This window comes from Rhodanobacter sp. BL-MT-08 (assembly GCF_054161255.1).
In genome coordinates this window covers 2,858,940-2,871,574 of the sequence record NZ_CP167872.1, presented here as the reverse complement: position 1 = coordinate 2,871,574, position 12,635 = coordinate 2,858,940, and the positions used below count along the sequence as shown (strand labels likewise).

General features: G+C 63.1%; 11 protein-coding genes. 3 read left to right on the top strand and 8 right to left on the bottom strand.

Annotation, left to right across the window (positions count from 1 at the left end; genetic code table 11):
• Window positions 1–48: 48 nt before the first annotated feature.
• From ACDK93_RS12775 to ACDK93_RS12760, 4 genes are all read right to left on the bottom strand, one after another.
• Entirely contained in the window at window positions 49–1,605 is a 1,557-nt protein-coding gene (locus ACDK93_RS12775; protein WP_458069101.1) for a DUF1800 domain-containing protein, read from the bottom strand.
• A 70-nt stretch (window positions 1,606–1,675) separates the two neighbouring features.
• Window positions 1,676–2,878, bottom strand: a complete 1,203-nt coding sequence (locus tag ACDK93_RS12770; protein ID WP_458069099.1) for a DUF1501 domain-containing protein — start codon at window positions 2,876–2,878, stop codon at window positions 1,676–1,678.
• 80 nt (window positions 2,879–2,958) lie between these two features.
• Window positions 2,959–4,527: a DUF1800 domain-containing protein gene (locus ACDK93_RS12765; protein ID WP_458069097.1), complete on the bottom strand. Its 1,569-nt coding sequence runs from the start codon at window positions 4,525–4,527 to the stop codon at window positions 2,959–2,961.
• A gap of 204 nt (window positions 4,528–4,731) precedes the next feature.
• On the bottom strand, window positions 4,732–5,019 hold the full coding sequence (locus ACDK93_RS12760) for a hypothetical protein (protein ID WP_458069095.1): 288 nt from the start codon (window positions 5,017–5,019) through the stop codon (window positions 4,732–4,734).
• Window positions 5,020–5,168: 149 nt separating this feature from the next.
• Here ACDK93_RS12760 and ACDK93_RS12755 point away from each other — a divergent pair, with 149 nt between their 5' ends.
• A complete protein-coding gene (locus ACDK93_RS12755) occupies window positions 5,169–5,777 on the top strand; it encodes a class I SAM-dependent DNA methyltransferase (RefSeq protein WP_458069093.1) in 609 nt (202 codons plus the stop codon).
• A gap of 111 nt (window positions 5,778–5,888) precedes the next feature.
• On the opposite strand, the gene nth is transcribed toward ACDK93_RS12755, so the two are convergent.
• Both nth and ACDK93_RS12745 read right to left on the bottom strand, forming a co-directional pair.
• Entirely contained in the window at window positions 5,889–6,557 is a 669-nt protein-coding gene (nth, locus tag ACDK93_RS12750) for an endonuclease III (protein WP_458069091.1), read from the bottom strand.
• 10 nt (window positions 6,558–6,567) lie between these two features.
• Complete coding sequence (locus ACDK93_RS12745; RefSeq protein WP_458069089.1) at window positions 6,568–7,254, bottom strand: RnfABCDGE type electron transport complex subunit B; 687 nt, start codon at window positions 7,252–7,254, stop codon at window positions 6,568–6,570.
• Window positions 7,255–7,328: 74 nt separating this feature from the next.
• Between ACDK93_RS12745 and ACDK93_RS12740 the strand changes: the two genes are divergently transcribed.
• Window positions 7,329–8,024, top strand: a complete 696-nt coding sequence (locus tag ACDK93_RS12740) for an NADPH-dependent F420 reductase (protein WP_458069087.1) — start codon at window positions 7,329–7,331, stop codon at window positions 8,022–8,024.
• 77 nt (window positions 8,025–8,101) lie between these two features.
• Here ACDK93_RS12740 and ACDK93_RS12735 read toward each other — a convergent pair whose 3' ends face one another.
• Both ACDK93_RS12735 and metG read right to left on the bottom strand, forming a co-directional pair.
• Window positions 8,102–9,073 carry an IS481 family transposase gene (locus tag ACDK93_RS12735; protein ID WP_458069085.1) on the bottom strand — a complete coding sequence of 324 codons (972 nt, stop codon included), beginning with the start codon at window positions 9,071–9,073 and terminating at the stop codon, window positions 8,102–8,104.
• Window positions 9,074–9,172: 99 nt separating this feature from the next.
• Entirely contained in the window at window positions 9,173–11,287 is a 2,115-nt protein-coding gene (gene metG, locus ACDK93_RS12730) for a methionine--tRNA ligase (protein ID WP_458069083.1), read from the bottom strand.
• 252 nt (window positions 11,288–11,539) lie between these two features.
• Between metG and ACDK93_RS12725 the strand changes: the two genes are divergently transcribed.
• Window positions 11,540–12,631, top strand: coding sequence for an MFS transporter (locus tag ACDK93_RS12725; protein WP_458072453.1), 1,092 nt, complete (start codon window positions 11,540–11,542; stop codon window positions 12,629–12,631).
• Window positions 12,632–12,635: the final 4 nt, after the last annotated feature.

Sequence of the window (12,635 nt, the reverse complement as noted above, 5' to 3'; positions counted from 1 at the left end):
TGTCGTCGAACGTGGCTCGGTAGAACACACGCGGTATTCGATCGGCGATCAGCGGTAGTTGAGATCGGGCGATGCCAGTAGAAAGCTGTTCCATTCCTGCTGCGAGTTGGCCTTGGCCAGCGCATCGTGGGTGGCGGGAGACAGATACGGCTCGATCGCGTCGTAGTAGAGGCGGGTGGTCAGCATGGGAAAGCCCGCCCCGCGCGCCGTGCTGCCGGCCGGAGTAAACAGCTGGTTGTTGCCGTTACCGATGGCGCGCGCAATATCGAAGCGCTTGGCCAGCTGGCCGGAACTGGACCAGCTGGCGCCGTCCAGCGGCCAGCCGTCGGGGGTGATGCGACCGAACAGCGGTTCGTCCAGCCGGTTGAGCCAGTAGACCAGTGGCAGCGCGTTGGCGATGGGCTTGCCGTCGAAGGCCAGCCGCACTGACGAAGCGACGAAGCGCATCGGGTCGTCGAATTTCGGATGGTCTTTGGCCGTCCATTCGCGCGACTCGATCATCGTGCGCATGACCTTGGCGATATCGCCGCCGCTGCGCTGGAATGTATGCGCCATCTTCTTCACCAGCGCCGGCGACGGATTGTCCGAAACGAAATACTCGGCCAGCTGGCGCGAGATGAACTCGCCGCAGGCCGGCTGCTGCACGATCAGGTCGACGGCGTGGGTCACCTCGTCGAAACCGCTGCCCTTGATCGTATGCCCGAGGAACACCTTGTCGCTGAAATCGTGCCGCTGCGGATTGAATTCGAACAAGCCGTTGCGCACGACCAGCGGCGCCATTTTGGGATTGAATTTTTCGGGTTTCCCGTTGGTAGGCGCAATGCCGACGCCGGACAGAATCAGCGCCAGGCTCTGCACGTCCTGCTGCGAGTAGCCCGAGCCCACGCCGAGCGTGTGCAGCTCCATCAGCTCACGCGCATAGTTCTCGTTGACGTGCCCTTTGGCGTTCTGGTTGTTGTCGAGAAACTCCAGCATCGCCGGGCTTTCCAGCGTGGCCATCACCAAGTCGCGAAACTTGCCGAGCGCGTGTGGACGAATGGCGTTTTGTGTGTAGTCGCCGAGCTCCCAGCGCACGCGGCCCTTCGGTGCATAGACGCTGAAATGGTTGAGCCAGAACCACACCAGCTGCTCCTTGAGCTGGTTCGGCCCGTAGACCGCCTGCAGCAGTTCGGCCTGCTGCGCCTGCTGCTGCAGCTGGTTGCCCATGTCCTGCAGATTCTTTTTTGCAGCGACCTGGTCGGGGCCGTCCGGCATGGTCTTGATGTGCTGCTGCGCGGCGTCCAGCTCCATCAGCAGCTGCTGCGGCGGTGTGGCGATGGCCTGGTAGCCGTTGATCGGCGATGCGATGGGTTCCGGCAGCGGGTCGTTGATTTGGTCCGCGAGCTGCGCATCGAGCAGCCCGCTCCGGCCCAGGTCGCGGTAGCGCGTTACCGCGGCGGTATCCAGGCCGAACCCGTCGCGCCGCAGCCAGGTGATGTCATCGGGTTTCAGCGGCGCATTGCCACGCGCGCTGGCCATCAGCGGAGCGAGCAGAGCGATGCAAGCGCCAATGCGCAGGCCGGTTGAACCAAGGCGTTTGAAAAAGGCAATGGGATGGCATGGCATGCAGGGCGTGTCCTTGGAAATCCGTTTGAAGTCGTCGCGCGACTTTGCTGAGTTCGCGCGACGTCGTGCCTCAGACCAGCTGTAGATCGCGGGGTTTTGCACCGGGGAATACCGTCTGCATGCGGTTGCCCTGCAAGCCCCACATACGGCCCAGCAAACCGGCAAGCACGTCGCGGTAATTGTTGAGCACCTGGTAGTCGCGATTCTGCAGCAGGTTCTGCTGGCTCACGGCGATCTGTTCGCCGGCGATGCGGCCACCGTTGACCTTGCCACCGAGCACCCAGTGCACGGTGCCGTGGCCGTGGTCGGTGCCCTTGTCGCCGTTCTCGCGGAAGGTGCGGCCGAATTCAGAGACGACCACGACGGTGGTGTTATTCCACTCGTCGCCCAGCGCCTCGGCATAGGCGGCCAGGCCGTCGCCGAGATTCTTCAGGTTGTTGGCCAGGCCGCCGGTGACGCTGCCCTGGTTGACGTGCGTATCCCAACCGCCGACATCGACAAAGCCGAGCTTGTACTGATCGCGCATCATGGTGGCGATGCGCTGCGTTTCGGTGGCGAAGTTGCGCGCGCTGGGTGCGCCGCGGCCGGCCTTCGCCATTTCGTCCATCAGGTCTTTCGATACTGTCTTGCGCAGTTCCAAACCATCCGCTGTGGCCGATGCCAGCGGCGTACCGCGATACATGTCGGTGAGGATCGCCGACTGCCGCGCGTCGAACGAGGAATTGGTATTGCCCCGCAGCGAGATGTTCGGCACGTCCTTGGGGGCGCCCTGCAGGCTCAGCGGAAGGTCGTTGGTAAACGCGATGGCCGGCACGCCGGTAAGCTGACCGGACAGACGTGCGAGGAATCCCGAACGGTAGTTGCCGGTGGCGCCTGCCGCCTGGCCGCGCTCGATATTGTCCTGCGTCTCGAAGTGGCTGCGCGAGAGATCGTCCGTGCCGGCGAACGGTATGAAGGCGACCTGCTTGCGCTGCCACAGCGGATAGATCGAGTCGCGCAGCACGGGGTTCAGTCCCCAGTTGGCGTCCAGCGCAATGGCGCTGTTCGCGTTGCCGGCATCGGGCCTCGCAATGGCCAGAGTGGGGCGCGACTCGTAGTAGAAGTCACTGCTGTAGGGCACCAGCAGGTTATTGCAGTCGTAGCCGCCGCGCAGAAACACGAACAGGAAGCGCGGCGAACTGGCGGGCGCGGCAAACAGTTTGCCGGAGAAGGACAGCGTCGGCAGCGCCACGGCCGCCGACGCCGCAGCGAGCAGGAATTCACGACGATTCATAAGCACCTCGGCTCAGTGGGTCTGCGGGAAGTAGTGTGGCGTTGTGGCATGTCACAAGCATCGAAAGGGTCATCGCTGACTCATCGATAATTGAACTCGGGCGAGGACAGCAAGAACGTGTTCCATTCCTCAGGCGACGCGGCCTTGCTCAGCGCCGTACGCGTATTGGACGAAAGTGTTGGCTCGATCGTTTGCTGATAGACGGCGTTGTTCATCAGCGGCGGATCGATGTGCGCCGGCGGCGCATCTCCAGCGGCAAACAGCCGGTTTTTACCGCTGCCGATCATGTGCGCCACGTCGAAGCGTTTGGCCATCTGTCCAGAACTCGACCAGCTGCTGCCATCGAGCGGCCAGCCGTCGGGCGTAATGCGTCCGAAGACCGGCTCGCCCATCTGGTTGAGCCAGTTCAGCAGCGGCTGCGCGTTGGCGATCGGCTGGCCGTCGTAGGCCAGCCGCATGGCGGAAACCAGGAATTGGGTCGGGTCCTTGAACTTTCTCGGCGCATTGGCCGGGTCGACGCTGGCGGTCAGTTCTTTGGACAGGAACATCGTGCGCAGCACGGCAGCGATATCGCCATCGGTGCGCTGGAACGTCTTTGCCATGGCGTCGACCAGCGCGGCCGGCGGCTTGTCGGCCACGAAATATTGCGCGATCTGCTGCGAAACGAAGGAGGCGCAGGCCGGCTGCTGCACGATCAGGTCGACGGCCTGCGCAATTTCGTCTGCGCCGCGGCCCTTGATCGTGTGGCCAAGAAAAACCTTGTCGCTGAAATCGTGCTTGTTCGGGTTGAAGACAAACAGGCCATTGCGCACCATCCCCGGGGGTTGGTGAGCGAAGAATCCACCGCCGTTACCATTGCCTTTGCCCAGTGCCAGACCAGCGCCGGTGAGGATCAGCGTCAGCTGCTGCACGTCCTGCTGGCTGTAGCCTGAGCCGACGCCGAGCGTATGCAGCTCCATCAGCTCGCGTGCGTAGTTCTCGTTGGTCTTGTCCTTGACGTTTTTCGCGTTGTCGAGAAACTGCAGCATCGCCGGGCTTTCCAGCGTGGCCAGCAGCAGATCCTTGAACTTGCCCAGCGCGCGCGGGCGAATCACGTTTTCCTCGTAATCAGCCGCGCCGATGGCGACGCCGCCTTTGGCCGCATAGACGCTGAAGTGATTGAGCCAGAACCAGACCATCTGCTCTTTCAGCTGATCGGTGCCGTAGATGGCGCGCAGAAGCTCGGTTTGCTGAGCCTGCATGGCCAGATCGCGGCCATGGATGCGCAAGGCCTTTTTGGCGGCAATCTTGCCATCGCCGTCCGGCATGGCCTGAAGGCTCTGCCGGCTGTCGCGAAACTGCGCGGCCAGTTCGATGAGTGGGGTATTGATGGCCTCGTAGCTCTGAATCATCGAAGCTATCTCGGGCGGCAGCGCATTGTCGCGGCGGTCGGCAAGCTGATCATCCAGAAACCGTACGCGCCCCAGCTTTCGGTAATCTGACAACTCGGCCGAGTCGATGCCGAAGCCAACCCGCTGCAGCCAGGCAATGTCTTGCCTGGTCAGCGGCTGTTCGCCCGACAGCGCAGGCGCAGCGGCCAGCGTGCACAGCGCGGTGACCACCAGCGCAGGCAATACCTTGCGTAACCGATTGGCTGTTTTCGAGACCATGCGGATGCCCACGTGAGATGACGAAACCGCCGCCGGAAGGCGACTTGTTCGTATTCAACGTGTGACATCGTGGTCGGCTGACGCGCCAACGAAAATAAAACGATGGCGTTGGCGTTGATTCACCTGGAGCTTCCCAACAACCTCCGAGTGGGCCAGTTATTTACCGTCGAGGCATACGGCGCCCTATTGCCCGGCGGAGTCGCGTCAGAACTCGTCGACGAACTCGATGCCGGCTTCCAGTTCGTAGGCTACGGCCTCGGTGCTGCCGCGCACGGTGTCGGCGACGTCGTCGTTCGGCGTATCCACTTCGATGCAGTAGACCTGGCCTTCGCTGTCGCTGACCGATTCGCTGGAGCTGGAGTCGTCGCGCATCATCGAGATCAAGTCGTCGACTTCCTCGACGTGTTCGACGTTATTGATGCCGTGCAGTGCGGCGATGACCGAATCGGCGCTGGCGCGGCTGCCGATCAGACGAAAACGGACCATGGGCATAGCGGATTCCTCGGCAAGACTAAAGTCGGATGCTGACAAGCAGCACGCATACGCGAGGTGATGTCTTCGCTATTGGATACCATGTGCGCCATACCGGCGATTCCCTGCGCCTTTCATCCCAGCTGCGCCTTGTTACCCGAGACCTGACCATGCCGAAAACCTACGATCGCGACTATTTCGACAAGTGGTATCGCGATCCGAAACACGCGGTGGGCTCGCCCGCCGAGTTGAAGCGGAAAGTAGCGATGGTGGTGGCGCAGGCGGAGTACTACCTCGGCCGGCCGCTGCGTAACGTGCTCGACGCGGGCTGTGGCGAGGCAACCTGGCGCGCGCCGCTGTTGTCGCTGCGGCCCGGTATCGCGTATCGCGGCCTCGATGCCAGCGAGTATGCGGTGGCGCGCTACGGCCGCAGCCGGAATATCGGGCTGGCGCGCTTTGGGCAGCTGGAGCAGCTGCGCTTCGATACGCGCTTCGATCTGATTGTCTGCACTGATGTGCTGCATTATCTGAAGCCGGCAGAAATTCGCGCCGGCCTGGTGGGTATCGGCGAGATGCTCGAGGGCATCGCCTTCCTCGAAGTGTTCACCAGCCGCGACGATGTGGCCGGCGATCACCATGGCTTCGTTTCGAGGGCGCCTTCGTGGTATCTACGCGAGTTTGGCGAGGCCGGCCTGCTGCCGTGCGGTTCGCACTGCTATCTGGGGCCGCGACTGGAGCGCCATATCGCGGCGCTGGAGCGGGCGCAGTTGCCAGTTTGATGATTATTGGGGAACGGGGAACGGGGAACGTGAATTTTCAAGCATGCTGGTTGTGCACGCACGGCCCGCTTTACTCCAGCTGACAGGGCAAGCACGCGCTGCTCGCGCACTTCATGTTCCCCGTTCCCCATTCCCCGTTCCCCGCTTCTCCACCGTCTTGTCCTTGAACCGACAGAGATCACGAATCACGCACTGCGGACAGTCCGGCTTGCGCGCCTTGCACACGTAGCGGCCGTGCAGGATCAGCCAGTGGTGGGCGTCCATCTTGAACTCGTCCGGAATCACCTTGACCAGCTTGTCTTCAACCTTGCGAACGTCTTTGCCGGGCGCCAGCCCCGTGCGATTGGAGACGCGAAAGATATGCGTATCGACCGCCATGGTCGGTTCGCCAAACGCGGTGTTGAGTACGACGTTCGCGGTTTTTCGACCCACGCCTGGCAATGCCTCCAGCGCGGCGCGTTCGCGCGGCACGTCGCCATCGTGCTGATCGATCAGCAACCGGCATAGCGCGATGACATTCTTCGCCTTGGCGTTGAATAAGCCGATGGTGCTGATGTAGCGCTTCAGCCCGTCTTCGCCGAGATCGAAAATGGCCTGCGGTGTGTTGGCGACCGGGTAGAGCTTCTTGGTCGCCTTGTTCACGCCCACATCGGTGGCCTGCGCCGAGAGCACCACGGCGATCAGTAGTTCGAACGGTGTGCTGTATGCCAGCTCGGTAGTGGGATGCGGATTGAGTTCGCGCAGGCGTGAAAAGAGTTCGATGACGTCGGCGCGCTTCATGGTTCGGATTTCATGGTTTGGTGGTTGGTTTCCTGGCCTTGGCGCGGGCGAGCGCTTCGAGCACCGGATTGCCCTGCACGGCGCGCTCGGCCACAGCGGCCTTGTGCGCCGCCAGCTTGGCATCACGCTGCTGGCGTTGCTTTTCCAGCCGGGCTTCACGTCGCTGAAAATGTTCACGCGCAGCGTTGGCGTGTGTTGCGTCGATCTGGGCAGCGGGCATCGGCAGCAGCACGATGCAGTCGACCGGGCAGGCGGGTACGCACAGCTCGCAGCCGGTGCAGTCGTCGGCGATGACGGTATGCATCATTTTGGGCGCGCCCACGATGGCATCGACCGGGCACGCCTGGATGCATTTGGTGCAGCCAATGCAGTCAGGTTCGACGATGCGCGCCAGCGTGCGCGGCTTCTCTACGCCGTGATCCGGGTTCAGCGGCTCGACCGGTCGATTCAACAGCAAAGCGAGCTGCTCGATGCCTGCCGCACCGCCGGGCGGGCATTGGTTGATGGGTGCCTCCCCGCGCGCAATCGCCTCGGCATACGGTCGGCAGCCGTGGTATCCACACTGCTCACACTGCGTCTGCGGCAGGGTCGCATCGATGCGGTCGGCGAGCGTGATAGGAGGCGATTCGATATTCACCGTCGCATTGTAACGACGGGCGACCTGCTGCGATGCGGTTACAGACTTTCGCTTCCCCATCGTGCTCTCAGGTTGAATCGTCAAGCGATCGCCGCATGTATTCGGTACACCCTTTGTCAGATCGAGGAATCATCATGAAAATAGGCATCATCGGCGCCGGCCAGATCGGCGGTACGCTGGCTCGACGCTTCACCGAGCTTGGTCATCAGGTTTCCATTGCCAACTCGCGCGGACCGGCCTCGCTTGCCGACGTGGCGGCAAAGACCGGCGCCAAGGCGGTGACCGCGCACGAAGCGGCGCGCGCGGGGGACGTGGTTGTCGTGACGATCCAGCAGTCGCGCATCCCGGAGTTGCCCAAGGATCTGTTCGCCGGCGTGCCCGACAGCGTCGCGGTGATCGACACCGGCAATTACTACCCGCGCGAGCGCGATGGCCGCATCGAAGGTATCGAGGGCGGCCTGATCGAGAGCCGCTGGGTCGAGCAGCAGCTTGGCCGGCCGGTGATCAAGGCGTTCAACAATATCTACGCCAAGAGCCTCGGTGAGAAAGGCACGCCGGCGGGTACGGCCGGACGTGTGGCGCTGCCCGTCGCGGGCGACGAAGCGGCCGCCAAGGCCACCGTGCTGAAGCTGGTCGAGGAGCTGGGCTTCGATGCCATCGATGCCGGCGGCCTGGATGAGTCGTGGCGCCAGCAGCCCGGCACGCCGGTCTACTGCAAGGACTACGATGCGGCCGGCGTGCGCAAGGCTTTGGCCGAGGCCAGCCGGCAGCGCACGTCGCAGTGGAGCGGCACCGAAAAGAGCCCGGGTACGTTTGAATCACCGGCGTGATTCGGGCGTAGCTCAGCAAAAAGCCGGCTGCTTTGATGCAGCCGGCTTTTCATTCAAAGCAATTTCATTCCAGTCGATTAACTGTCCAGTCCCGACTGGTTCTTTGATTTGCCATTGAATAGCTCCGGCCTCTCGGTCTGCCAGGTCCGTATCGCTTGAAGCGGTGTCTTGTGGCCGAGTGCGCGTTGCGGAAGATGGTCGTTGTAAAGCTTCTCGTAGCGTTCCAACGTGGTCTGTAGATCATCGCGTGAACGAAAGCGGGTAGTGGCCAGCACTTCGCTGATGCGACCATTGAAACGCTCAACCATGCCGTTGGTCTGCGGGTGACGCGGTTTGATCAAGCGATGCTCGATGCCCAGTTTGACGCACTCACGATCAAACGCGTGCTCGCCGGAGGGCATCTTGGTCTTTCTGGTGAAACGGTCGGTGAACTGACTGCCGTTATCGGTGAGCAGCTTGACGATCTTCATCGGCGCGGCGGCCTGGAGGCGACGCAGAAAGTCCGTGCTGCTGATCTCGCTCTGATCGGCATAGATGCGTAAGAAAACCCAGCGCGTGGCGCGATCGATGGCAACGAACAGATAGCGCCGCGCCGTTTCATCGGCCATCTGCGGCAGGTATTTGATGTCCATATGAAGGAAGCCGGGTGCATAGTCCTTGAAGGATTTAGCCGGTGCCGGCGCGTCCTTGTCTTCCACAGGGCGCCGGTTCAAACCGTGGCGAGTCAAACATCGGGCCAGTCCCGATCGAGACACCTTGGCGTTCAAGAACTCGCGCACGACCACCAACAAGTCATCCAGCGGTAGCCACAGCGTGCGGCGGATTTCCATGGCCACCGCTTCCTGCGCCGGGTTCAATGTGCAGTGCAGTGTGTCCGGCCGGTGCGAGCGGTCCTGCGTCGACTCGCGTTCGCGCCACTTGCGCACGGTCGGTGCGGTCACGCCGTACTTCCGTGCCAGGGCTGCATCACTGAGCGAGTGATCCTCGGCCCGCAGCTCAGCGCGTGTACGTGGCGTGGTGCGGGCCAAAGGATGGAGCGTCAGGGCCATCGTTCGGTTCTCAGTTCGGTGATCAGTTGCCTCATCGCATCACGGGCAGCGGCAAAACGCCAGAGACGCAGCTCGATAGGATCACACGGGACGTGACAATTAACGAACAGTAGCACCCGGCGCGGCGCCCTGGTCGGCGTCGAGCAGAAACAGATCGCTGCCGCCGTCACCGGCGGAAAGAATCATGCCTTCGGACAGGCCGAAGCGCATCTTGCGCGGCGCGAGGTTGGCGATGAAAACCACGTTGCGGCCGACGAGTTTTTCCGGCTCGGCGTAGGCGGCGCGAATGCCGGAGAAGATCTGGCGCGTGCCGAGGCTGCCGGCGTCCAGTTCGAAGCGCAGCAGCTTGTCCGAGCCTTCCACGAATTCGCAGGCGGTGACCTTGCCGATGCGCAGATCGAGTTTGGCGAAGTCGTCGATGGAAACGATCGACGTTGATGCGGCGGCTTCGCCGCTGGCGGGCTGGCTGGTGTTCATGGGCTTGCTGGATTCCTTGGGCTTTTTGGTAGGCGCTGCCTTCACCGGCGGCTCGCTGGCTGGAGCGCCCAGCGATTCCTTCGAGGCTTCGACCATGGCTTCGACGTGCTTCGGATCGATGCGGCCGAGCAGCGATTCGAACGGCTGGATCGTGTGGCCAAAGAGGGTGCGGCGCGCGTCGTCGAAGCTGCTGATCGGCGCCGCGAGGAACTGTTCGGCAGAGGCTACGGTTGCTGGCAGGATCGGCTTGAGCAAGCAGGCCAGCAGGCGAAAACCATTCAATGCCAGCGTGCAGACCTGCTGCAGTTCGTCGCGACGGCTGTCGTCTTTGGCGATCAGCCACGGCGCCTTGGCGGCGATGTAGCCGTTGACCAGATCGGCGATGGTGACGAAGCGGCGGGTGACCTCGGCGAATTCTCCAGTCTCGTAAAGCTCGCTGACGCCGTCGTAATGCGCCAGCAGGGTCTGCCACAGCGTGGATTCTTCGGTGCCGAAATGATCGGCCAGCTTGCCGTCGAAGAATTTCTGCACGAACCCGGCGGTGCGGCTGGCGATATTCACCCACTTGCCGATCAGGTGCGAATTGACGCGCTCCTCGAAGGCCTTGAGGTCGAGATCCACGTCGACCGGCGCGTCGCTGAGCATGGTGGCGAAGTAGTAGCGCAGGAATTCCGGATGCAGGCCCGCATCGAGATACGTGCGGGCCTTGATAAAGGTGCCGCGCGACTTGGACATCTTGGCGCCGTTGACCGACAGGTAGCCGTTGACGTGCAGCGCCGTTGGCGTGCGCAGCTGCGCACCATGCAGCATCGCCGGCCAGAACAGGCCGTGGAAATTGATGATGTCCTTGCCGATGAAGTGGTGCATTTCGGCCGTGCTGTCCGGCGCCAGAAAGTCGTCGAACGTCAGCCCGGTGCGGTCGCACAGCGCCTTGAAGCTGGCGAGGTAGCCCACCGGCGCATCCAGCCACACATAGAAAAACTTGCCCGGCGCGTCGGGTATCGGAAAGCCGAAGTAGGGCGCGTCGCGCGAGATGTCCCAGTCCTTCAGGCCGCCGTCCAGCCACTCCATCAGCTTGGCTACCACGCCGCTGTTGGCGACCGGCTTGCCGGCGGTGAACTTGCCGCCGAACCAGTCGCGCAGCAGCGGCTCGAACTTGGACAGCTCGAAAAAGTAGTGCTCCGAATCGCGCAGCACCGGCGTGGCGCCGGACATCACCGAGTAAGGGTTGATCAGGTCGGTTGGCGCATAGGTCGCGCCGCAGTGCTCGCAGTTGTCGCCGTACTGGTCGGGCGTACCGCAGTTGGGGCACACGCCCTTGATGTAGCGGTCCGGCAGAAACATGTCCTTTTCCGGATCGAACAGCTGCTGGATGCTGCGGCTGGCGATACACCCGCCGTCGCGCAGTCGCGTGTAGATCAGCGAGGCCAGCTCGCGATTTTCTTCCGAGTGCGTGGTGTGATAGTGGTCGAAGCTGAAATGGAAGTCCGAAAAATCCGCTTCGTGACCCGCACGAATGTCGGCGATGAAAGCCTCAGGCGACACGCCGGCTTTTTCAGCGGCCAGCATGATCGGCGTGCCGTGCGCGTCGTCGGCCGCCACGAAATGCACCTCGTTGCCCATCATGCGCTGCGCGCGCGCCCAGATATCGGTCTGGATATAACCCAGCATGTGGCCCAGATGCAGCGGGCCATTGGCGTAGGGCAGGGCGTGGGTAACGAGCAGGCGACGTGGCATGGCGGTTTTGATGACGGCGATTCGGCAGCGGGAAAGCCCCGAATTATGGCATGCAGGCATGACGGCCGGTGCGGCGTTCCCCTTGCGGGAGCCCGGAATGACTCAACCGAGCGTGCACGATTTGCAATGCATGTTTATGCATGTTTATATATGTTTATGAATATTCTAAACGACGTGGTGCAAGACCCCTATGATGCCGTCGGAGGGCGGGCCTTGCAAAAAACCGCCCTGGCGACGCGCCTGATTTTTCTGATGGCGGGATTTGCGATGGCCAGCTGGGCGCCGATGGTTCCCTACGCCAAGGCCCGACTTCATCTCGACGATGCGGATCTCGGGCTCGTGCTGCTGGCGTTCGGCGGTGGGTCGATGCTGTCGATGCCGGCGATCGGCTGGCTGGCCGGTCGCTACGGCAACCGCCGCGTGATCGGCGCTGCGGGACTTCTGATGTGCGTAGCCCTGCCGGCCCTGGCGCTGGTTGCCACTCTGCCGCTGCTCGCCGTGGGGCTGCTCTATTTCGGCGCGATGCTCGGCGCGGTGGATGTGGCGATGAACGCGCATGCGGTGGACGTCGAGCGGCTGCAGGGTCGCGCGGTGATGTCCGGCTTCCACGGGCTTTTCAGCGTGGGCGGTCTGGTCGGTGCCGCCGGCATGAGCGCGATGCTGGCGAGCGGACTGCCTTTGTTGGCCTGCGCGCTGCTGGTCTCGCTGGCGATAGCGGTCATCGTTTTTAGTCAGCAAACCAGTCTGCTGCGCCGGCCGATTGCCGCAAGCGGCGCAGCGACGCCGGCGTTCGCCTTTCGTCTTCCGCGCGGATTGCTGCTGCTGGTCGGCATGCTTTGCTTCGTGATCTTTCTGGCGGAAGGCTCGATGCTCGACTGGAGCGCGCTGCTGCTGCGCGACTTTCGCGGTACGGCAGCGGCGTCTGCCGGCATCGGCTATGCGTGCTTCTCCGTGGCCATGGCGATCGGACGGCTGACCGGCGATCGCCTGGTCGCCCGGCTCGGCCCGGTGTGGACGGTGCGCGCGGGCGCGGCGCTGGCAGCGATCGGCTTCCTCACCGCGGCGCTGCTGCCGTGGAAATTCACGGCGCTGCTGGGCTTTGTGCTGGTCGGCCTGGGCGCCGCCAACGTGGTGCCGGTGATGTTCAGCGCGGCCGGCCGTTTGCCGGGGAGCGCACCGGCGGTGTCGATCGCGGCCGTGACCACATTGGGCTACGCCGGGCTGCTGCTGGGGCCGGCGCTGATCGGCTTCGTCGCCCACGCCACCAGCTTGCCCACCGCGCTGGCCGGCGTGGCGGCGCTCCTGCTGCTGGTCGCGGCGTCGGCGCGCGTGGTGCGCCGTTGATGTC

Bases quoted from the DNA above. Each gene is read 5' to 3' on its own strand.
- ACDK93_RS12760 (WP_458069095.1), bottom strand. From the start codon at position 5,019: ATGCCCATGGTCCGTTTTCGTCTGATCGGCAGCCGCGCCAGCGCCGAT.
- metG (WP_458069083.1), bottom strand. From the start codon at position 11,287: ATGCCACGTCGCCTGCTCGTTACCCACGCCCTGCCCTACGCCAATGGC.
- ACDK93_RS12775 (WP_458069101.1), bottom strand. From the start codon at position 1,605: ATGCCATGCCATCCCATTGCCTTTTTCAAACGCCTTGGTTCAACCGGC.
- ACDK93_RS12755 (WP_458069093.1), top strand. From the start codon at position 5,169: ATGCCGAAAACCTACGATCGCGACTATTTCGACAAGTGGTATCGCGAT.
- ACDK93_RS12725 (WP_458072453.1), top strand. From the start codon at position 11,540: ATGGCGGGATTTGCGATGGCCAGCTGGGCGCCGATGGTTCCCTACGCC.
- ACDK93_RS12740 (WP_458069087.1), top strand. From the start codon at position 7,329: ATGAAAATAGGCATCATCGGCGCCGGCCAGATCGGCGGTACGCTGGCT.
- ACDK93_RS12770 (WP_458069099.1), bottom strand. From the start codon at position 2,878: ATGAATCGTCGTGAATTCCTGCTCGCTGCGGCGTCGGCGGCCGTGGCG.
- ACDK93_RS12765 (WP_458069097.1), bottom strand. From the start codon at position 4,527: ATGGTCTCGAAAACAGCCAATCGGTTACGCAAGGTATTGCCTGCGCTG.
- ACDK93_RS12735 (WP_458069085.1), bottom strand. From the start codon at position 9,073: ATGGCCCTGACGCTCCATCCTTTGGCCCGCACCACGCCACGTACACGC.
- nth (WP_458069091.1), bottom strand. From the start codon at position 6,557: ATGAAGCGCGCCGACGTCATCGAACTCTTTTCACGCCTGCGCGAACTC.
- ACDK93_RS12745 (WP_458069089.1), bottom strand. From the start codon at position 7,254: ATGGGGAAGCGAAAGTCTGTAACCGCATCGCAGCAGGTCGCCCGTCGT.